The following is a 20,342-nucleotide window of genomic DNA, read 5'->3' on the forward strand; positions in this document are numbered from 1 at the left end:
AGCACCCCGGCGGCGACCCAGCCCGCGGCGACCCAGCCGCCAGCCAGCCAACCGGCGCCCAGCGCACCGGCGACCAGCGCGCCGCGGCCCGCGCCCAGCCAGGCCCCCGCCTCCTTCGAGGTGGGTTCGCCCCAGCAGCCCGCGGGTCAGCAGCCCGCGGGTCAGCAGCCCGCGGGTCAGCCCCAGGCCTGCGACCGGTCCAAGCTGCGGGTCGGGCTCGACGGACCGCGTCAGGTGAGCGCCGGCGTACCGGTCAACTTCCGCGTCACCGTCGGCAACGACTCCGGCCAGCGGTGTCGGCTGGTGGTCGACGACAAGACCTTCGAGCTGAAGATCTACTCCGGCACCGACCGGATCTGGACCACCCTGGACTGCCTGTCCGGGATGCCCGCCAAGAATCTGACGCTCGATCCCGGACAGGAGTTCGGCTGGGAGCAGGAGTGGCGCGCCAACCGCTCCGTCGGTGACTGCAAGGCCGGTGCCGAGACGCTGCGCTCCGGCACCTACGTGGCCACCGCCCAGCTCAAGGACGCCCAGCCGGTCCAGGTGATCATGCAGTTGCGGGGCTGAGCTTCCCCGCAACCAGTTCCGCGATCGCGGTCTGCTCGTTGCCGAACGGGTGGTACGCCGAGGCGCGCGCCGGATCGTTCACCTGGCCGTTGATCCACGGATCGGCCGAGCACACGTCATGGCCCTTGCTCGCCTTCCAGATATCGGCGAAGGTGGCCTTGTTCGACTGTGCGGCATGCTTCAGGGCGGCATCCAGTCGCTGGTTGATCAGCCGGGCGTACGCATAGTCACCATCGGCCAGCGGCAACCGGTCCACACAGGTGCCCGAGGTCGGAATGATCTGCGGATAGCCGACGACCACGATCTTCGCCTGCGGGGCGCGCTGGCGGATCTGCGCGACCACCTGGTCGACCCGGGCCCGGGTCCGGGTGGTGGCGTTCATCAGCCGGTCCCCGCCGGCATCGGCGCGCATCTGGTCGCGGCACGGCGAACCGGTCGGATCGGTGCTGCGCAGGGTCGTGCAGTAGCCGACCAGGGTGCCGAACACGTTCTCGTCATTGCCGCCGATGCTGACGGTGACCAGATCGGTGTCCGGGGTCAGCGCATCGAACTGCGGCGGCACCGGGCCGAGCGGGGTCTGCTGCGGGCTGGTCATGTCGGTGGTGTCGGCACCGCTGCAGGAGACGTCGACGAGGGTCTTCACCCCGAGGGTGCGCGCGAGCTGGTTCGGATAGTTGTTGGTGGAGCGGAAGCAGCCACCGGCCGGGTCGGTGACCGGGACCAGCGGGGCCGCGGTGTAGGAATCACCCAGCGCCACATAGCGGTCGTAGCTGACCGGTTCCTTCGGTTTCGGTGCGGCGTACGCCCCGGGGGCCGCGGCGGTGCTGACCGCCCCGAGCGCCAGTGCCGCACTCGCGGCCGCGGACAGCAGAACACGGATTCGTCGCTTCATTGTGACTCCGATTTCTGGCCGAGAACCTCCCGACCACCGTGGTGATGCTAAGGAGGGTCCACCGACGCTGGCAATGAGTCACGCAAAACGGTTTCAGCCCACGTCCTCGCTGGCGTACGCCGATTCCGCGAGCCGGGTCAGGCTGTCGCGGATCATCCGCGCCCGGCTCTCACCGACGCCCTCGACCTGCTGCAGTTCCAGGCTGCTGGCACCGAAGAGCTGCTGCAGATTGCCGAACTGGTCGATCAGCCGGGTCACCACGACCTCGGGCAACCGATTGATGCTGGCCAGCTGGCGATAGCCGCGGGCCGAGACCCGGCTGTCCAGATGGTCGGAGAACCCGATCGAGCGCGCCACCGCGGTCGCATCCACCAGGTCGGCGTCGGTGAGCTCGGGCAGCGCGTCGAATCCGAAACCCTGGCTGTCCTCGGGCCGGTAGTCGCGGGCCAGCAGCTCCGGCAGGTCCTCCAGTCCGACGTTCACCTCGAGCAGCTGCAGTTCCAGCAGTCGGCCGTCGGTGCCGAGCTCGTTGACGTAACCGGCCGTCTCGGCCTCGAGCCGGCGTACCATCTCCAGCCGCTGCGCCACCACGACCAGATCGCGCACCGTCACCTGGTCCTGCACCTCGAGCCCGGACAGCCGGTGCAGCACCTGCAGCAGCCGCACCTTGTAACGCTCCAGCGTCTGCAGGGCCAGATGTGCCCGGCCCAGGATCGCCGCCGATGGCTCGACCAGGGTCCGGGTCCCCTCCAGGAACAGCTGGATGGTGTGCATCGACGCCGACACCGTGACCACCGGCAGCCCGGTCTGCTGCGACACCCGATCGGCGGTGCGGTGCCTGGTCCCGGTCTCCACGGTCTCGATGCCCGGGTCCGGCATCAGATGCACGCCCGCCGCGACGATCAGCTCACCGTCGCTGGAGAGCACGATCGCCCCGTCCATCTTGGCCAGCTCACGCAGCGCGGTCGCGGTGAAGGGCACCTCGATCCGGAACCCGCCGGTGGACAGCTCCTCGACCTGCCGGTTGTTGCCGAGCACCACCAGCGCCCCGGTCCGGCCGCGCAGGATCCGTTCCAGGCCCTCGCGCAGCGGGGTGCCGGGCGCGAGCAGCGCGCGGTACTTGCTGATCCGGGCGGGGACGTCGGGCACTGCGGCTCCTCGGGTGGGCGGTGTCGGTCGGTCCCCGCCATCCTAGGTGTGGATAGGGTTGGGCGATGGATCGCTTCCAGTACCTGCTGCTGATGGCGGGCTGCCTGCTGATCACCCTGCCGCTGGAGTTCGTGCTCCGCGCCCGCGTCTATCGCCGGCCGCTGCGGTTGCTGCTGGCGATGCTGCCGGTGCTGGTGGTCTTCATCGCCTGGGACGTGCTGGGCATCCTGCGGAACCACTGGAGCTACAACCCGCGGTTCGTCACCGGGATCCAGCTCGGGGTGATGCCGCTGGAGGAACTGGTCTTCTTCATCGTGGTGCCGATCTGCGGGCTGCTCAGCTATGAGGCGGTCGGTTACGTGCTGACGCGGTTGCGCCGCGGTTCGGCCGATCGGGAGGGCGCGGCCAGCGATGCCTGAATACACCGTGCTCACCGGGATCGCGATCGTCGCGGTGATCCTGGTCGAGCTGCTCTGGCTGCGGACCGGCATCTTCCGCCGGGCGCAGTACTGGCTGGCGATGGCGATCGTGATCTTCTTCCAGTGCCTGGTCGACGGTTGGCTGACCAAGCTGGACGCGCCGATCGTCCTGTACGCCCCGGAGCAGAACCTGGGCATCCGGTTCCCGTGGGACATCCCGATCGAGGACTTCGGGTTCGGCTGGGCGATGGTGACGCTGGCGATCCTGTGCTGGGAGAAGCAGCGGGGGCCGAAAGCGGCACCGAAGGCCGCGTCGAAGGGGGCCCGGTGAACAAGGATCTCTCCGCCGGTTTCGACCGGGCCGCGGCCCGCTACGACCTGATGGTCGCGCTCAACCCCGGCTATCACGAGCATCTGACCTCGGCGGCGACCGCCCTGGTCGAACGGGTCGGCGCCGGCGCCGAGATCTGTGATCTGGGCTGCGGGTCCGGCGCCTCCACCCGGGCGCTGCTGCGGGCCGGTGCCGGGTCGGTGCTCGGCATCGACGCCTCGCCCGGCATGCTGGCGCGGGCCCGCCGGCAGGACTGGCCCGCCGGCGTACGGTTCACCACCGGTCGCGCCGAACACCTCGACCGGCTGCTCGACGAGCAGGACGCGCAGCCCGACGGGGTGTACGCCTGCTATCTGTTCCGCAATCTCGCCCCGGACGACCGGGACCGGGTGCTGCGCACCGTGCACGACCGGTTGCCGCCGGGCGGCTGGCTGGTGGTGCAGGACTACTCGGTGCAGGAACCGTGGCCGCGGCGGGTCTGGTCGCTGGTCTGCTGGGCGGTGGTGATCCCGCTGGCCCGGTTGCTGCTCGGTGACACCTCGCTCTACCGCTATCTGTGGCGCAGCGGGTTCGAGTTCGATCCGCCGGCGGTGTTCTGCGACCGGTTGGCCGCGGCCGGGTTCAGCGACATCGCGCATCGGACCGCCGGTGGTTGGCAGCGCGGCATCCTGCACACCTTCGTCGCGCGGCGCGCGCAGGATTCACACGCGCGGCGCGCGCAGGATTCACACGCGCGGCGCGCGCAGGATTCACACCCGCGGAAGCCACTGTGAAGTCGTGGCGGCCGGGGCGGGATCGCCGGGCGGTCCGGCATCCGGGGCCGAGCGGGTTGCCGCGGCCGGCCGAGGTGCGTCGGGTGGTCGTCGTCGGCGGCGGGATCGCCGGCCTGGCCGCGGCGGTGGCGCTCGCCGAGCGCGGCGTCGCGGTCGAGTTGGTCGAGCGTCGGGCCCAGTTCGGTGGCCGGGTCCGCTCCTGGCCGGTCGGCGACGGCCGGACGATGAGCCGCGGCTTCCATGCCTTCTTCCGGCAGTACTACACGCTGCGCGCGCTGCTGCGCCGCGCCGATCCGGAACTGTCGGCGCTGCGCCCGGTCACCGACTATCCGCTGCGGGCGGTCTTCGACGACGGCACCGAGCTGAGCGACTCCTTCGCCGCCATCCCGCGTACCCCGCCGTGGAGCATCCTCGGTTTCGTCGCGACCAGCCCGAGCTTCCCGATACGAGCTCTGGCCGGGGTGGATGTGCCGGCCGCGCTGCGCTTGGTGAGCACCGACTTCCCGCGCACCTTCACCGAGTTCGACGGCTGCTCGGCCGCGGATTTCCTTGACCGGCTGGGATTCCCGGACACCGCCCGGCATCTGGCCCTGGAGGTCTTCGCCCGCTCCTTCTTCGCCGATCCGCGCGAGTTCTCCGCCGGTGAGCTGGTGGCGATGTTCCACAGCTACTTCACCGGGTCCGCGGAGGGACTGCTCTTCGACGTGCCGGTCGACGACTACGACACGGTGCTCTGGGCGCCGCTCGCCGACCATCTGGTACGCCTCGGCGCGCGGCTGCATCCCGGGGTGTCGGTGACCGGTATCGAGCTGGGGGCCGGGGACTCGGTGGTGCACACCGACACCGGGTCGCTGCCCTGCGATGCGGTGGTGCTGGCCACCGATCCGGCCACCACCCGCGAGCTGGTCGCGGGGCTGCGGCGTACCCCCGCCGGTTCCGAACCGGACGCGGCCTGGCAGGACTGGCGGCAGCGGATCGCCGGGCTGCGCAGCGCGCCGCCGTTCGCGGTGCACCGGCTCTGGCTGGCCGATCGGGTGAGCGGTGAGCGCCCTGCTTTCCTTGGTACCAGCGGTTTCGGGCCGCTGGACAACATCTCGGTGCTGGAACGGTTCGAGGACACCGCCCGCAGCTGGGCCGAGCGCACCGGTGGCTCGGTGGTCGAGCTGCACGCCTATGCCGTCGACCGGACCTACGCCGAGGGCGGGCTGCGGGCCGACCTGCGGGAGCAGTTGGACCGCGTCTATCCGGAACTGCGCGGGGTGGCGACGGTCGCCGAGGAGTGGCTGGTCGCCGACGACTGCGGCCTGGTCGGCACCGAGCCGTGGGCGGAGCGTCCCGGGGTGGTGACCCCGGATCCGCGGCTGGTGCTGGCCGGGGACACGCTGCGCTGCGACTGGCCGGTGGCGCTGATGGAGCGGGCGGCGGTCACCGGATTCCAGGCGGCCAACCGGTTGCTGGCCGGCTGGCAGGTCGCCGGGCACGACCTGTGGACGGTACCGCTGCGCGGTCTGCTGCCGGCGTCTCGGCGGCCCGGGTCTCAGCCGTCGGTGCGCAGCGCGTAGCGGCGTTCGGCGTAGGCCAGGTCGTCGATCCACAACTGGCCGGCGGTGTGCCGCACCAGCGGCCGGATCAGCCGCTGCAACCGCCGGGCCACCCGGAATCCGGGGCGTTCGGAGGTGGCGATGGTGGCCTCGATGACCGCGCTCCGGGCGGCGCCGTCGGGACCGGTACCGAGCGGGGTCGCGTGGGTCTCGACGACCGAACCGGTGCCCTCACCGTCGATGATCTCCATCGTGATCGTGCGGGCGTCGGGGCAGGTGAACTCGGCGCGGACCGGGACCCCGATCCGCCGGTCCAGCCGGAAGGTGACATCGAGCACGAGCCGGTCGGCATCGCTGGCCGCCTCGTCGACCGTCAGATGCGAGAACGCATAGGGGTGGAACCAGGCGCCGTGCCAGGGGTCGAGCCGGTTGGCGATCACATCCCGCGGTTCGCAGCGTCCGTCTCTGCGGAACACCGTCGCGAAGCTGTGTTCCGGGTCGGGGCGCGGGCCGAGCCGCGGCAGCTCGGCCGGGGTCTCACCCTTGGTCGGCAACCGCAGCCAGATCAGCACACCGTCGTCGTGGGCGGGCAGGCAGCGCCAGGCATCGCCGCCCTCGTCCGGCAGCGCCATCCCGTGCCAGCGGCAGCGCAGCTCGTCACCGGTGACGATCCCGTCGCCGAGCCAGGCGCCCAGATGCGGGCAGGCGCCCGGTCCGGCGCGCAGCTCACCCGCCTCGGTGCGCCACCAGACCACCTCCCGGCCGGCGACCCGGCCGCCGCCGGCGCGGCCGGGCGGCAGGGTGCGGCTCTCGCCGACCACATACCAGCCGCCCGGATCGCGGTCCAGGGCCCGGGCCAGGCTGCGTTCGATCCGCGCCGGCCGGGCCTGCCGCCAGGTGCTCGGCATCCGGTCCGGGGCCGGTTGTGGCCGGTTCGCCAGCGGGATCCGCGGCGCGCGGGTGCCGAGGGTGCCCGCGCTGACCGTGCCGGCGGTGGCCAGCTTGCGCCAGGTCGGCACCCGGCGTCGGGTGCTGAACACGTCGAAGTCGGCGGCCTCGATCCGATCCAGGATCTGTGCATAGAGCCGGTGCGCGGTGCCGACGCAGCGCGCCGATGCCGGCGGCAGCATCTCGATCCCGGGGCGGGCCTGCTCATAGAGCTCGCGGTTGCGGGCGATCTGCTCGGCCAGGAATTCCCGCCAGGCCGGATCGACCCGGCGCCGCCACGGGTCGGCCCCGTGCCGGGCGAGGTCGTCGGCCGGCAGATAGACCCGGCCGCGGTCCAGGTCCTCCCCGACGTCGCGGATGAAGTTGGTCAGCTGGAAGGCCAGCCCGAGCTGGCGGGCCGGATGTCTCGCCTCGGCGGTGTAGGGCTCCAGCACCGGCAGCATCATCTCGCCGATGACGGCGGCCGACCCCTCCATGTAGCCGTCCCGCAGCTCCGGCCAGCTGGCCCAGCTGGTCCGGGTCAGGTCGAGGGTCATCGCGGCGAAGAACCGCTCGAAGCACTCCGGGTCGATCCGGCGGCGGCGGACGGTGTCGGCGACCGCGGCCAGCACCGGCACGCCGGCGGCATCCCCGTCGCAGGCGGTGCGGAAGGCGTCGGCGAATCCGGCCAGCCGCTGCGCCGGATCGCCGTCGAGGGCGAGTGGCAGGCGTACCGTCTCCGGCTCGTCGACGATGTCGTCGGCCAGCCGGCACAGCGCATAGACCGCGTGCACATCGCGGCGCTGCGCGGGCGGCAGCAGCGCGGCACCCCAGTAGTAGGTGGTGCCGTGCCGGCGGGTCAGCTCGGCGCAGCAGCGGTAGCCCTCGGCGAGCAGGGCGGCGCGGTCACTCATCGCAGATAACCCTCCACCCGTTCGGCGGCCAGCCGGCCGGAGATCAGCACCATCGGTACGCCGACCCCGGGCACCGTGCCGGAGCCGGCGAACACCAGTCCCGGCAGCCTACGGGTGGTGTTACCGGGTCGGAAGGGGCCGGTCTGGGCGAAGTTGTGGGACAGCGCGAAGGGGGTGCCGGCGGCCATCCCGCTGGCCGCCCAGTCGGTCGGGGTGACGAGTTCCTCGGTGACGATGTCGGTCGGATATCCGTTGCTGGACAGGAAATCCAGCAGTCGTTGCCGCATCGCGGGCCGTTCGCGGGCCCAGTCGATGCGGCCGGTGACCAGGTTCGGCACCGGTTCCAGGACATAGAGACTGCTGGCACCCTCGGGTGCCGCGGCCGGGTCGTCGATCGAGGGGATGCAGACCAACCGGGAGGCGGAGCGCATCAACCGGCCCCGCTCCAGCAGGTCGTCGAAGGCGGGGCCCCAGGCGTCGCCGAAGTGGATGTTGTGATGGCTCGCCCCGGCCGGCGGGCCGCCGCGCACCCCGAGGTGCCAGACCACCGCCGAGGGGCTGAACGCGGGCCGGCGAAGGGCTGCCGGCATCGGCAGATCCTTGAGCAGGGTGGCGTAGGCCTGTGGCAGATCGATGGTGCAGACCACCGCATCGGCGGCGATCCGGGTGCCGTCGGCGAGCCGCACACCGGCGACCGCACCATCGCTGCGGCGCAGCACCTCATCCACCGATTGGCCGTAACAGATCTCGGCACCGGCGGACTGGGCCGCGGCGGCCATCGCGGCCGGCACCGCGTGCATCCCCGAACCATGCGGGCCCCCGGACCCGATCGAGGCGTCTGGGAAATAGACCCCGGAGACCGAGTCCATGTAGGTGATCACCGCATAGATGGCCAGCGCCTGGGTGGGGGAGAGCCCGGCGTACATCGCCTGGAAGGAGAACAGCCGATGCAGCCGGTCGTCGGCGAAGCGACGCTCGACGGCCGGTCCGAGCCGGCCGAAACCGCCGGCGGCGAGCAACCCGGCCATCGCCCGCGGCCGGGTGAACAGATCAACCGGCGAGTCGAAGTTGCGGTCGATGAAGTGCGGGAGTTCCAGCTGGTACAGGGTTTCCAGCCAGTCGACGAACTCGGTGTACGCCGCCGCGTCGCGTTCGGAGCAGACCCGGGCGATCTCGGCCCGCATCGCCTCGGTGCCGGCCATCACCCGCAGCTCCGAACCGTCGGCGTACCGCGCCCGGTAGGCCGGATCCAACCGACGCAGGGGCAGCACCTGCTCCCGGCGTACCCCGATCGCCGCCAGCGCGTCGTCGATCAGCTGCGGCATGGTGAGCACCGTCGGGCCGGTGTCGAAGGCGAACCCGTCGCGTACCAGCCGACCGCAACGCCCGCCGGGGATCTCCTCCCGCTCGACCAGCACCACCCGGTGCCCGGCGCCGAGCAGGTGGCAGGTGGCGGCCAACCCGGCCAGTCCCGCGCCGATCACCACGACCTGGCTCATCGGGCCCGCCAACCGATCCGGCGCGCCATCGCGGTCAGCCCGGCCACCCCGTCGGCGGTCAGCGCCGGGCAGCTGAGGGCCCCCTCGGCGAGCCGCACCTCATCGGCGATCAACTCCTCCACCCAGCCCCCGACACCGGCCTCGGCCAGCGCCTCGCGGAGCAGCTCGACCTCGGTGTCGGTGAGGTCCGGCGATCCGACCCGGCGCAGCACCCGTTCGGCGTCGGCGGAGAGCAGGCCGTCGGCGAGTGCACCCTCGGCCAGGGTCAGGATGATCGTCGCCTTGCCGGCCCGCAGGTCGTCACCGGCCGGTTTGCCGGTCACCCGCGGGTCGCCCCAGATGCCGAGCAGGTCGTCGCGCAGCGCGAAGGCGATGCCCAGGTGCCGGCCATAGTCGGCCAGTGCGGCGAGCACCTGGTCGTCGGCGCCGGCGGCGAGCGCACCGAGGCGCAGCGGGCGGGTGATGGTGTACGCCCCGGACTTGATCCGGGAGACCCGTTCGGCGTGCGCCAGATCGCGGCGCCGGGCGGCGGCACCGGTCAGGTCGGCACGCTGGCCGGCGATCAGCTCGGTGCCGAGCCGCCACCATTCCTGACGCATCGAGGCCGGCAGTTCGGCCGCCAACCGGTCGGCCTGGTGGTGGGCCAGATCGCCGAGCAGGATCGCGATGTTGGTGCCGAAGTCCTCGGCCGATCCGCTGCCGTCGGCTTCCCGGTGCGCGGCCGCTGCCCGGATGTGGGCGGTCGGGCGGCCGCGGCGGGCGTCGGAGCGGTCCATCACGTCGTCGTGGATCAGGGCGAAGACGTGCAGCACCTCCAGGGCACCCGCGGCCCGGATCATCGCCTCATGACCGGGTCCGGTGCTGCCGCCGCCGGCGGCCCGGTGCCCCCAGTGCACCATCGTCGGCCGGATCCGTTTGCCGCCGTCGTCGACCAGCGCGGTCAGCCAGCCCGGCAGATCCTCGCCCAGCACGTCGACCGTCCGCTCCGGTGCGGAGAGCCGCCATTCCTCGGCGAGTTCGACGAGTTCGGCGCGGAGCAGGGTGTCCACGGCGGCCAGCGTCGTCGCCGCATCGCTGGGGGCGGCCGTGGTCGGGCTCGCCGCGACGGCGTACGCCCGGGTCAGTTGCGGCAGCTGGCGGACCGCCCACGGGCTGATCAGCTCGGGCGTCTCGGCCAGGGCGAGTGCCCGCTCGGGTGTCAGCCAGGCGTATTCGACGACCTCGTCGGGGTCGGGCATCAGCTCGGGCTCGGCGAGCCGACCGGTCCACACCGGGCAGATCTCGTTCTCCACCACGCCGCTGGCGTCGGTGGCGCGGTAGCGGAAGTCGGGCAGGGCGAGCCGCAGGCTGTCCGGGTCGACCTCGGCGCCGAGCTCCTCGCGGACCCGGCGCACGATCGCGGTGCGGTCGTCCTCACCGGGTCGCGGGTGCCCGCAGCAGGAGTTGGTCCAGACCCCGGGCCAGGTCGCCTTGGTCAGGGCGCGACGGGTGAACAGCACCTGTCCGCGGTCGTCGAACAGGTGCACCGAGAAGGCCCGGTGCAGCGGGGTGTCGGGGCCGTGCACGCTGAGCCGGGGTGCGGTTCCGATGGCCGCACCGGTGTCGTCGAGCAGCTCGACCAGGTCGGTGGTGACGGTGGTCATCGCGGCACCCCGCTTTGTCCCACCCGGTATCCGGTGTTCAATGAGGTGGCTGACCGGGAGGGGTTGACGGTGCACGGAACGACGGATGAGCCGCAGCGGGAGGCGGTCGTGCGGGCCGCCGGGCTGGTACGGCAACTGTCCATCGCAACCAATCGGTACGTCGAGCGGGTCCGTCGTGACCTGGAGATGACCCGCAGCGACCTGACGGCGATGGAGATGATCGCCACCCGCAGCCGGGCGGGTGATCCGATCTCGCCCTCGGAGCTGGCGACCCAGTTGCAGCTGTCGGCGTCGGCGGTGACCTCGCTGGTGGACCGGTTGGAGCAGATGGGCCACGTCCGCCGCGGCCGCCGCTCCGATGATCGGCGCCGGCAGACGTTGACCATCACCGACAATGCGGCGGCGGTCTCGGGTGCGGCGTTCTCGCCGCTCAGCCGGGCGGTGCGATCGGCGATGGAGCGGCTCAGTGATGAGGAGCTGGTCGTCGTCGGACGCGCGCTGCAGGAGGTGGTCGCCGAGATCGAGCGGCTGCCGTGCGCTGTCGTCCCGGCTGAGAACCGGACCGGCACCGATACCGAACCCATTGCCGCTCCTGCCGATTGAACCTTCGATGATCGAACGATTCGATCATACAAAACGTTTTGTGCGCGGGTGACCTACCTCACCATTGACCACCCGGTTCCCGCCTGATGTCCACCACTTTCTGATCGAGCGCCTGGAAAAGCGCCTCACGCAGGGTGCCGACCTCGACGACCCGCATCCCCTTCACCCCGCGCGGATGCGGTCGGGAGCCGCGCTCCGCCGGCACCACCGCGGTGTCGAAGCCGAGCCGGGAGGCCTCCGCGATCCGCCGGTCCAGACCCGGCACGCGGCGCAGCTCACCGGCCAGCCCGACCTCGCCGATCGCGACCACCCGGCGATCCCCGCCGGTGCCGGTGGCGGTCTGGTTGCGGGCGGCGGAGGCGATCGCGATCGCCGCGGCCAGGTCGATCCCGGGATCGAGCACCCGCGCCCCGCCGACGGTGGAGGCGTACACGTCGTGGGAGAGCACCCGCACCTGGGCCCGTCGGTCGAGGACCGCGTTGAGCATGGTGATCCGGGAGTATTCCAGGCCGTGGGTGGTCAGCCGCGGTTTCTCGCTGCGCACCACCAGCGCCTGCACCTCCGCCAGCAGCGGGCGGCGGCCCTCCATGATCACCGAGACGCAGGTGCCCGGGACCGGTTCGGCGTGGGAGGAGGTGAACAGCCCCGATGGGTCGGGCACCTCCTGGATGCCGTCACCGGCCATCTCGAAGCAGCCCACCTCATCGGCGGGGCCGAAGCGGTTCTTCGCCGCGCGTACCATCCGGAAACCGGAGTGCCGGTCGCCCTCGAAGTTGAGCACCACATCGACCAGATGCTCCATCGTCCGCGGGCCGGCGATCGATCCCTCCTTGGTGACGTGGCCGACGATCACCACCGCCATCCCGAGACGCTTGGCGACCCGGACCAGGGCGCCGGTGGTCTCGCGGACCTGGCTGACCCCACCGGGGGAGCCGTCGGCCTCGGTGGTGCTCACCGTCTGCACCGAATCGAGCACCATCAGCGAGGGTTCGACCTGCTCGATGTGACCGAGGATGGTGCCCAGATCGCTCTCGGCGGCGAAGTAGAGGTCGTCGGCGACCGCTTTCGTCCGGTCGGCCCGCAACCGGACCTGGGCGGCCGATTCCTCACCGGAGACATAGAGGGTACGCCGGCCCGCGCGGGCCCAGCGGGCGGCCACCTCGAGCAGCAGCGTCGACTTCCCGACGCCCGGTTCGCCGGCCAGCAGCACCACCGCGCCGGGCACCAGGCCGCCGCCGAGGACGCGGTCCAGCTCGGCGACACCGGTCAGATTGCGATCGGCGGCCCGGGCCGACACCTCCGCGATCGGCACCGCCCTGGTGGTCGGGGCGGCGGAGCGGACCTCGGCCACCTTGGGTGCACCCTGCTCGACCACCGAGCCCCAGGTCTGGCACTCCCCGCAGCGCCCCACCCAGCGCAGCGATGTCCAGCCGCACTCGGTGCACTGATATGCCGGTTTCGTCGAAGCCTTTGCCACGACCGTGACTCTAGACGCCGGCCCCGACACTCATCGGCGCCGCGGCCATGCGGGATGCTACTCGATGAACGTCAGCGGGGGAGGGTCTTCGCGACCTCGAGGACGCGGGCGTTGGCCTCGGGTTCGCCGACGCTCACGCGTACCCCGTCGAAGGCGTCCCCGGCGGCGTACGCGCGGGTCATCAGACCGTGCGCGGCGAAATGCTCACCCCAGGCGGTGGTCCGTTCCCCGGCGGGCAGCCAGACGAAATTGCCCTGGCTTTCGGGCACCTCGATTCCCAACCCACGCAGGGAATCCGCCAGCTCGTCGCGGGCGGCGATGAGCGTCTTGACCTGCGCCATCAGCTCGTCCTTCGCCCGCACCGAGGCGACCACGGCGGCCTGCGCCGGGACCGACACCCCGAACGGCAGCGCGACCGCCCGCATCGCGGTGGCCAGCTCTGCGTGCGCCACGGCGTACCCGACCCGGAAACCAGCCAGCCCGAAGGCCTTCGAATAGGTGCGCAGCACGATCACGTTCGGCCGCTGCGCCCAGGCCTCCAGCCCGCGCGCGGCCTCGGGGTCGGTGACGAACTCGACATAGGCCTCGTCGACGATCACCAGCACGTCCTCGGGCACCCGATCGCAGAAGTCGATCAGGTCGGTGTGCCGGATCGTCGGCCCGGTCGGATTGTTCGGCGTGCACAGCATCACCGCCCGGGTCCGCGGCCCGATCGCGGCGAGCATTGCCGGCAGGTCGTGGGTGCAGTCCGGGCGCAGCGGCACCGGCACCGGTTTCGCACCGGTGAGCTGGACCCCGATCGGGTACGCCTCGAAGCTGCGCCAGGCGTAGACCACCTCATCACCGGGATCGCAGACCGTCGTCAGGGCGTGGAAGAGCACCGCGACCGATCCGGTGCCGAACGCCAGATGCTCGGGGCCGACATCACCGCCGAGCAGCTCGGCGGTCGCCTCGGCGACCGCCCGGTTGCCGGCATCGGGATAGCGGTTCATGCCCCGGCTCGCCTCGTCCACCGCGGCCAGCACGCTCGGCAGCGGGGGATAGGGATTCTCGTTGCTGGAGAGCTTGTACGCCCGCCCGTCGGGTCCAGCGGTGGCCGGCTTGCCCGCCCGGTACGCCGGCAGCGCCCGGATGCAGGCGCGGATCCGGACCCCGCCGGAGTCCGACATCAGACGCGGACCTTGCCGTTGTCGGTGCGGAAGTGCGCCGCCACGATGCCGGGCTGGCCGTTCTGGGCGACCCACTCGATGTCGAAGTCGAGCAGCTGCTCGCTCGGGCCGCCGAGCCACTCGTCGACCCGGTTCTTGTCCCCGGCGATCTCCAGGCGGATCAGCTGGATGCTGCCGGCCAGCGCCTTCGGGCGGACCGATTCATCGGAGATCCACTTGAGGAAGAACGGCAACTGCGGATCGGCCTGCAGCCCCTTGATGCCGAGCTGCTTCCACTCCAGCAACCGGCCGTCGGGGAAGTGCCGCGAGCCGTCAACGGCCTCCCGGCCCAGCCGTGCCTCGAAGGGGGCCATGTCATCGACCGAGATCACCCAACCGAGCCAGCCACCGCCGGCCTCGGAGCGGGCCCGGACCACCTGGCCGAACGGTGCCTTCTCCGCGACCGGGTGCTCGAGGACCTCGACGATCTCGATGTAGCGCTCATCGGTCAGCGGAATCAGCCGATTCCGGGTGCCGAAGCGTGGATGGAATCCGCCGTCCCGGGACTGGGCACCGAGCAGCTGACCCAACCGGTCGGAGGTGGCCTGCAGCCCCTCGGGTCCAGCAGCAAAGACGAGATGGTCGACGTGCATGCAGCCATTGTGGCCCCCGAGTGGCCGAGGCGACGAATGGGGTGGGTGCGATGTGGGTAACCCCCCTGTGCTACTCACGTCAGCTGCCGGCCGCGGTGCCGCGGCTGGCCGGATGGATGGTGCGCGGATCACCGGCCTCGAAATCCTCGCAGAACTCGACCAGCAGCCGGTACGCCTCGGCGCCCATCAGTGCTGTCAGCTCCGCGGCATTGTTGCGATAGACCGGCTCGGAGCCGATGTGCGCCTCGGTGTTCGAGGTGCAGTACCAGTCCAGGTCGTGCCCGCCGGCACCCCAGCCCTCCCGTACGTACTCGCCGATGGTCACCTCGGTGTAGCTGCTGCCGTCGTTGCGTTCCACCGTCCGGTACTGCCGGCGCAGCGGCAGCTGCCAGCAGACATCGGGCTTGGTCTCCAGGAAGTCGCGGCCCTCGCGTACCGCCAGCGAATGCAACGCACACCCCTCACCGCCCGGGAATCCAGGACGGTTCAAGAAGATGCAGGCCCCGTCGACGACCCGGGTCTTGCGCGCCGGCTCCTCGTCCTCGCCGTCGGTCTCCTCCTCGACCCAGCCGCCGTCCTTGGCCGCCGACTTGTACTGCCAGGTGGACTTCTTCAGCCGCTTGACCGCCTTGGCGACCCGTTTCTCGTCATCGGCATCGGAGAAGTGCGCACCCAGGGTGCAGCAGCCGTCGTCGGGGCGGTCGGCGTAGATGCCGGGGCAGCCGTTGCCGAACAGGCACTGCCAGCGGGAGGTCAACCAGGTCAGGTCGCAGCGGAAGATCTGATCGTCATCCGCCGGATCGGCGAACTCGACGTAGGACCGCGGGAATCCGATGAGGATCTCAGGCACGGAGCGACCCTACCGGCGTACGCAACTCCGCCGGATCGGTGCCCGGGCCCGGTCCGGACACTGCTCGGGGATTGGCACCGGACGCGGTGGAGGACAAAGATGGGCGGGTGCGACTTGGGGTACTGGACATCGGATCCAACACCGTTCATCTGCTGGTGGTCGACGCCCGCGTGGGTGGTGCGCCGATCCCGGCGGCCTCGCACAAGCGGGAGCTGCGGTTGGCCGAACATCTGGAGGCCGACGGCCGGATGAGCCGCAAGGGCATCGATGCGCTGGTCGACATGGTGGCCTCGTCCAAGGAGTTCGCCGAGGACACCGGATGTGCGGAGATGCTGCCGTTCGTCACCTCGGCGCTGCGCGAGGCGAGCAACTGCGACGAGGTGATCGCCGAGGTGGAACGCAAGACCGGTGTCGCGCTGCGGGTGCTCTCCGGTCAGGACGAGGCGCGCGCGACCTTCCTGGCGGTACGCCGCTGGTACGGCTGGTCGGCCGGCACGCTGAGCGTCTTCGACATCGGCGGTGGCTCGCTGGAGATCGCCGCCGGGCCCGATGAGGACCCGGAGGTGGCGCTGTCGGTGCCGGTCGGTGCCGGTCGGATGGCGCGGCGGTTCGGCGGCAAGGACGTGACCGCGCTGCGCCGCCACGTGCGCGCCGAGATCGGCTCGGTGATCGGTGAGGTGCTGCGCCGCGGCCCCTTCGACCGCTCGGTGGCCACCTCCAAGACCTTCCGCACCCTCGGCCGGATCACCGGGACCGCACCGGCCGCCGACGGCCCCTATGTGCCGCGGGTGCTGCGCCGTGAGGCACTGTCCGAGGCCGTCGAGCGGATCGCGAAGATGAAACCCGCCGAGCGCACCCAACTGCCCGGCGTCTCGGCCGGCCGCGCCCCGCAGCTGCTGGCCGGGGCGGTGGTCGCCGAATCGGTGATGGAACTCGCCGGCATGGAGGCCCTGCAGATCTGTCCCTGGGCGCTCCGTGAGGGCATCATCCTCAACCACCTCGACCATCTGGACTACTTCAACGGCAACGGTGTGGGCGTCGAGGCGACGCACTGAACCCACCCGCTGACGGGTGATGGGTACGCTGATTCCGATGAGCAGCAGCAGTTCGGGCCCACGGGTGGCCCTCAGCACCTCCTCGGTCTATCCCGAGTCGACGGCGGCCGCCTTCGAGTGGGCCGGGCGGATCGGCTACGACGGGGTCGAGCTGATGGTCGGGCTGGATCCGGTGTCGATGGATGTCGATGCCGTCGAGCGGCTGCGTGACCATCACCAGTTGCCGGTGGTCTCGGTGCACGCACCCACCCTGCTGTTGCTACCCCGGGTGTGGGGGTCCGATCCCTGGGAGAAGCTCGAACGTTCCGCCCGGGCCGCCCTGCAGCTGGGTGCCGAGACCGTGGTCGTGCATCCGCCGTTCCGCTGGCAGGGCCGCTACGCCGCGGGTTTCGTCGAGGGCGTGCGCCGGCTCACCACGACCACCGGAATCCGTTTCTGTGTGGAGAACATGTATCCGTGGCGGACCCCGACGGGGGAGATGAAGGCCTATCGGCCGGGGTGGGATCCCAGCGAGCTGGACTACGACCATCTGACCCTCGACCTGTCCCATGCGGCGACCGCCAAGCAGGACGCGTTGCAGCTCGCCAAGGCCTGGGCGGGTCGGCTCGAGCACGTGCACCTCACCGACGGCCGTGGCTCGTTCAAGGACGAGCACCTGGTACCCGGCCGCGGTGACCAGCCGGCGGCCGAACTGCTGCAGTACCTGTCCGCCGAGCCGAGCTTCACCGGTGATGTGGTGCTGGAGGTGAACACCCGCGGCAGCGGCAGTCGGCAGCAGCGGGAGACCGATCTCGTCGAGTCGCTGGCCTTCGCCCGCACCCATCTCGCCGCGGTCACCGACCCGTCCTGAACCGGCAACGACTGAGGAGGCGGACGTGCTCAGGTCCCTGGTCCGGATGGCCGCGCGCAACGGGCGGTTGGCCACGGCGCTGGACAACACCCCCGCCGGCCGGGTGCTGGCGAGCCGCCATCTCGGCCCCGCCGATGAGGTCCGGGTGATCGAGGTGGCCCGCGGGCTGGCCGACACCGAGCGGCTGGTCGCCCTGGAACCGTTGCGGCACCCGGCCGGCACGGTGCTGCGCGCCCAGGCCTCCGAGGCGGCGTACCTGCGGCTGCTGGACCGGCTCACCGCGGCCGGGATCGAGGGTGCCGAGGTCTCGGTGCGGTTGGCCGCGCTGGTCGCCGACGCCGATCCCGGACCGGTCGCGCGCTCCCATCTGGTCACCGTCTGCCGGGCCGCCGAGCAGCAGGGGCATCGGATCAGCCTGGATCCCGAGGGGGCCCGCGGGGCCGGTGCCGGGTTGGCCCTGGCCCAGGACCTGCACGCCGAGTTCCGCGGCACCCTGGGTGTGCAGCTGCCCGCCCATCTGCACCGCGCCGAGACCGACGCCCAGCTGCTCGCCGAGAAGGGCATGCGGGTCCGGCTGGTGCGGTTGTCGGTACGCCCGGTGGCCGATGCCGCGCACGTCGAACCGGCCGCGGTCGACCGCTCGTTCGTCCGCTGCCTGCGGATCCTGATGGAGGGCGCCGGTACGCCGGTGATCGCCACCCATGATCCGCGGCTGCTCGCCATCGGCGCCGACCTGGTCCGCCGCCAGCACCGGGAGGCCACCGCCCAGGAGTTCCTGCTGGATCACCGGATGCACCCGGTGGACCGGCGCCGGCTGATCGCGGCCGGTCTGCTGGTGCGGACCAATCTGCCCTACGGTGAGGACTGGTCCTGCTATCTCGCCCGCCGGCTCACCGAGGATCCCGGTGGGCTCAGCGAACTGCCGCGCGGTCTGGTGCACCGCACCGACTGAGAACCCCCGATCCCCACCAGGGAAGGAAAAATGCAGCGAGCACCCCGCGGTGACAAGCCGAACAGCCCCTTCCGCATCGCCGCCCTGGCGATGGGGGTGGTGGCGCTGCTCGTCGTCGCCTGGTTCATCGTGATCGCGGTCATCGAAACGTTCACCCCGTGAGCGCCCGATGAGCACCGCGGTGGCGGCACCGGTCGGCCGCAGTGGCCGGCCGCTGGTCGAGATGGTGATCGTGCTGGCTCTCTCGCTCGGCCAGTCCGGGGTCTATTCGGTGCTGCGTATCGTGGAACGGCTGACCCGCGATCAGCCGCTGAACCAGCAGACCGCGTCGATGAACAGTTCGGCGACCCCGGATCGGCCCTGGCTCGACCTGACGTACCAGCTCGCCAACCTCGCCTTTCCGTTGGTACCGGTGGTGCTCGCGCTCTATCTGCTCACCCAGCTGCCGGGTCGGCGGGCCTGGCCGGGGGATCGGATCGGGCTGCCGGCGAACCGGCGGCTGGGGTTCGACCTGACCCGCCCGGGTTCGGATCTGGTACGCGGTTTCGCGATCGCCGCGGCGATCGGCATCCCCGGACTCGGGTTCTATCTGCTGGCCCGGCAACTCGGCATCAACGCCACCGTCGAGCCGGCCAACCTGGCCGAGAACTGGTGGACCGTACCGGTCTATGTGCTGTCCGCGGCGATGAACGGGGTGCTCGAGGAGGTGCTGATGCTGGGTTATCTGTTCCTCCGGTTCAGCCAGTGGCGACCCACCCCGCCGGCCGGGCTGGTGGCCTGGCTGCCGATCCTGATCGGCTCGGCGCTGATCCGCGGCAGCTACCACCTCTACCAGGGCTTCGGCCAGTTCATCGGCAACGTGTTCATGGGGTTGGTGTTCGGGCTGCTTTTCCTGCGCTGGAAGCGAACCATGCCACTGGTGATCGCGCACACGCTGATCAACATCGCCGCCTTCGTCGGGTACGCCCTGGTCGCCGGCCGGGTCAGCTGGCTGTGACCCGGACCTGGTGTCCCCGGCCCACGGAATTGGCACTGTCGCGGGTCGCGTAATTGGCACTGTCGCGGGTCGCGTAATTGGCACTGTCGCGGGTCGCGGGGCGGGTCTAGGGTGACGACATGAAGCCATTGGTGATTCGTAGTGCGATCGTCGCTTCGCTCGGCGGTCTGATCTTCGGCTTCGACACCGCGGTCATCTCGGGTGCCGAGGGCTCGATCCAGGAGGTCTTCGGCCTCAGCGACGGGATGCTCGGCTTCACCGTCACCACCGCCCTGATCGGCACCATCCTGGGTGCCCTGATCGCTGGGCAGCCCGCCGACCGGTACGGCCGCAAGAAGGTCCTCTACGTGATCGGCGTGCTCTATCTGATCGGTGCGCTCGGTTCGGCGTTCGCGCCGAATGTGGTGGCCCTGCAGATCTTCCGCTTCATCGGCGGCATCGGTGTCGGCGCGTCCTCGGTGTGCGCCCCGATCTACACCGCCGAGGTGTCCCCGCCGAAGAACCGCGGCAAGCTGGTCGGCCTGGTCCAGTTCAACATCGTTCTCGGCATCCTGGTGGCCTACGCCTCCAACGCGATCATCCGCGCGCTGATCGACGGTGAGCACGCCTGGCGCTGGATGCTCGGGGTGATGGCGATCCCGTCGGTGGTCTTCCTGCTGCTGCTGTTCACCGTCCCGGAGACCCCGCGCTGGTTGATGGCGCACGGCAGACAGGACGAGGCCCGGGAGGTCTCGGAGCGGCTCACGATGACCCGGGCCGAATCCGACGACCAGCTCGCCGAGATCTCGAGATCCCTGCAGGACGCCGCCCACGCGCCCAGCGTCCCCTTCTTCACCAAGGGGCACATGCGGGTGATCATGCTCGCGGTCGCGATCGCCTTCTTCAACCAGATGTCGGGCATCAACGCGATCCTCTACTACGCCCCCCGGGTGATGGAGGCCGCCGGTGCCAGCACCAACGCCGCCTTCCTGATGAGCGTCGGGGTCGGTGCGATGAACCTGGTCGCGACGATGGCCGCGCTGACCGTGATCGACCGGATCGGGCGACGCAGCCTGATGATCGTCGGTTCGATCGGATACCTGCTGTCGGTGGGGGTCGT

At 71.0% G+C, this 20,342-nt stretch carries 21 protein-coding genes and 1 pseudogene; 12 read left to right on the forward strand and 10 right to left on the reverse strand.

Annotated elements, in window-relative coordinates:
* The coding region (locus tag BI335_RS21535) for a hypothetical protein (RefSeq protein WP_094405051.1) at positions 1-570 on the forward strand (570 nt) is incomplete at its 5' end.
* On the opposite strand, the gene BI335_RS13585 is transcribed toward BI335_RS21535, so the two are convergent.
* Positions 551-1,462 carry an SGNH/GDSL hydrolase family protein gene (locus BI335_RS13585; protein ID WP_094360158.1) on the reverse strand — a complete coding sequence of 304 codons (912 nt, stop codon included), beginning with the start codon at positions 1,460-1,462 and terminating at the stop codon, positions 551-553. The genes BI335_RS21535 and BI335_RS13585 overlap by 20 nt on opposite strands.
* 93 nt (positions 1,463-1,555) lie before the next feature.
* Positions 1,556-2,611 carry a DNA integrity scanning diadenylate cyclase DisA gene (disA, locus tag BI335_RS13590; protein ID WP_094399379.1) on the reverse strand — a complete coding sequence of 352 codons (1,056 nt, stop codon included), beginning with the start codon at positions 2,609-2,611 and terminating at the stop codon, positions 1,556-1,558.
* A gap of 65 nt (positions 2,612-2,676) precedes the next feature.
* Between disA and BI335_RS13595 the strand changes: the two genes are divergently transcribed.
* Genes BI335_RS13595 through BI335_RS13610 form a run of 4 tightly spaced genes read left to right on the forward strand, consistent with a single transcriptional unit; the run spans position 2,677 to position 5,696 of the window.
* The gene (locus BI335_RS13595; RefSeq protein WP_094360154.1) at positions 2,677-3,030 is read left to right on the forward strand and encodes a lycopene cyclase domain-containing protein; all 354 of its coding nucleotides are present in this window, start codon (positions 2,677-2,679) and stop codon (positions 3,028-3,030) included.
* Positions 3,023-3,361: a lycopene cyclase domain-containing protein gene (locus BI335_RS13600; RefSeq protein WP_094405052.1), complete on the forward strand. Its 339-nt coding sequence runs from the start codon at positions 3,023-3,025 to the stop codon at positions 3,359-3,361. The genes BI335_RS13595 and BI335_RS13600 overlap by 8 nt, the downstream gene beginning before the upstream one ends.
* The gene (locus tag BI335_RS13605) at positions 3,358-4,134 is read left to right on the forward strand and encodes a methyltransferase domain-containing protein (protein ID WP_208109432.1); all 777 of its coding nucleotides are present in this window, start codon (positions 3,358-3,360) and stop codon (positions 4,132-4,134) included. The genes BI335_RS13600 and BI335_RS13605 overlap by 4 nt, the downstream gene beginning before the upstream one ends.
* Entirely contained in the window at positions 4,131-5,696 is a 1,566-nt protein-coding gene (locus BI335_RS13610) for an FAD-dependent oxidoreductase (protein ID WP_094405053.1), read from the forward strand. The genes BI335_RS13605 and BI335_RS13610 overlap by 4 nt, the downstream gene beginning before the upstream one ends.
* Here BI335_RS13610 and BI335_RS13615 read toward each other — a convergent pair.
* The 4 genes and pseudogenes from BI335_RS13615 to idi form a co-directional block, all read right to left on the reverse strand.
* Complete coding sequence (locus tag BI335_RS13615; protein WP_094405054.1) at positions 5,672-7,516, reverse strand: DUF5914 domain-containing protein; 1,845 nt, start codon at positions 7,514-7,516, stop codon at positions 5,672-5,674. The two genes, BI335_RS13610 and BI335_RS13615, sit on opposite strands and share 25 nt — an antisense overlap.
* Positions 7,513-9,015 carry a phytoene desaturase family protein gene (crtI, locus tag BI335_RS13620; RefSeq protein WP_094358948.1) on the reverse strand — a complete coding sequence of 501 codons (1,503 nt, stop codon included), beginning with the start codon at positions 9,013-9,015 and terminating at the stop codon, positions 7,513-7,515. Before crtI ends, BI335_RS13615 begins: the two co-directional genes overlap by 4 nt.
* Positions 9,012-10,064 (reverse strand): polyprenyl synthetase family protein, encoded by a 1,053-nt coding sequence (locus BI335_RS22050; protein ID WP_267489617.1) that lies wholly within the window; start codon positions 10,062-10,064, stop codon positions 9,012-9,014. Before BI335_RS22050 ends, crtI begins: the two co-directional genes overlap by 4 nt.
* 75 nt (positions 10,065-10,139) lie before the next feature.
* Positions 10,140-10,658: pseudogene (gene idi, locus BI335_RS22055) on the reverse strand (isopentenyl-diphosphate Delta-isomerase); the annotation flags it as partial.
* A gap of 69 nt (positions 10,659-10,727) precedes the next feature.
* Between idi and BI335_RS13630 the strand changes: the two are divergent.
* Positions 10,728-11,261, forward strand: a complete 534-nt coding sequence (locus BI335_RS13630) for a MarR family winged helix-turn-helix transcriptional regulator (RefSeq protein ID WP_133626704.1) — start codon at positions 10,728-10,730, stop codon at positions 11,259-11,261.
* A gap of 58 nt (positions 11,262-11,319) precedes the next feature.
* Here BI335_RS13630 and radA read toward each other — a convergent pair whose 3' ends face one another.
* From radA to BI335_RS13650, 4 genes are all read right to left on the reverse strand, one after another.
* A complete protein-coding gene (gene radA / locus BI335_RS13635) occupies positions 11,320-12,738 on the reverse strand; it encodes a DNA repair protein RadA (RefSeq protein WP_094399367.1) in 1,419 nt (472 codons plus the stop codon).
* 71 nt (positions 12,739-12,809) lie between these two features.
* Complete coding sequence (gene hisC, locus BI335_RS13640) at positions 12,810-13,907, reverse strand: histidinol-phosphate transaminase (protein ID WP_094358938.1); 1,098 nt, start codon at positions 13,905-13,907, stop codon at positions 12,810-12,812.
* Complete coding sequence (locus BI335_RS13645) at positions 13,907-14,539, reverse strand: VOC family protein (RefSeq protein WP_094358936.1); 633 nt, start codon at positions 14,537-14,539, stop codon at positions 13,907-13,909. The genes hisC and BI335_RS13645 overlap by 1 nt, the downstream gene beginning before the upstream one ends.
* Positions 14,540-14,618: 79 nt before the next feature.
* Entirely contained in the window at positions 14,619-15,389 is a 771-nt protein-coding gene (locus tag BI335_RS13650; RefSeq protein WP_094358934.1) for a hypothetical protein, read from the reverse strand.
* A 107-nt stretch (positions 15,390-15,496) separates the two neighbouring features.
* On the opposite strand from BI335_RS13650, the gene BI335_RS13655 reads away from it, so the two are divergent.
* The 6 genes from BI335_RS13655 to BI335_RS13675 form a co-directional block, all read left to right on the forward strand.
* Complete coding sequence (locus BI335_RS13655; RefSeq protein ID WP_094358932.1) at positions 15,497-16,444, forward strand: Ppx/GppA family phosphatase; 948 nt, start codon at positions 15,497-15,499, stop codon at positions 16,442-16,444.
* A gap of 37 nt (positions 16,445-16,481) precedes the next feature.
* Complete coding sequence (locus tag BI335_RS13660; RefSeq protein ID WP_094399552.1) at positions 16,482-17,294, forward strand: sugar phosphate isomerase/epimerase family protein; 813 nt, start codon at positions 16,482-16,484, stop codon at positions 17,292-17,294.
* 25 nt (positions 17,295-17,319) lie between these two features.
* Positions 17,320-18,246, forward strand: a complete 927-nt coding sequence (locus BI335_RS13665) for a proline dehydrogenase family protein (RefSeq protein ID WP_094405058.1) — start codon at positions 17,320-17,322, stop codon at positions 18,244-18,246.
* Positions 18,247-18,276: 30 nt separating this feature from the next.
* Positions 18,277-18,408 carry a hypothetical protein gene (locus BI335_RS22300; RefSeq protein ID WP_267489550.1) on the forward strand — a complete coding sequence of 44 codons (132 nt, stop codon included), beginning with the start codon at positions 18,277-18,279 and terminating at the stop codon, positions 18,406-18,408.
* Positions 18,409-18,415: 7 nt separating this feature from the next.
* Positions 18,416-19,243, forward strand: coding sequence for a CPBP family intramembrane glutamic endopeptidase (locus tag BI335_RS13670; protein ID WP_094405059.1), 828 nt, complete (start codon positions 18,416-18,418; stop codon positions 19,241-19,243).
* Between the two features lie 119 nt (positions 19,244-19,362).
* Positions 19,363-20,342 (forward strand): sugar porter family MFS transporter (locus BI335_RS13675; RefSeq protein WP_094431526.1); only part of this gene is annotated, 980 nt, incomplete at its 3' end.

The sequence above is a fragment of the Enemella evansiae genome (assembly GCF_002250705.1).
Taxonomy (GTDB): domain Bacteria; phylum Actinomycetota; class Actinomycetes; order Propionibacteriales; family Propionibacteriaceae; genus Enemella; species Enemella evansiae.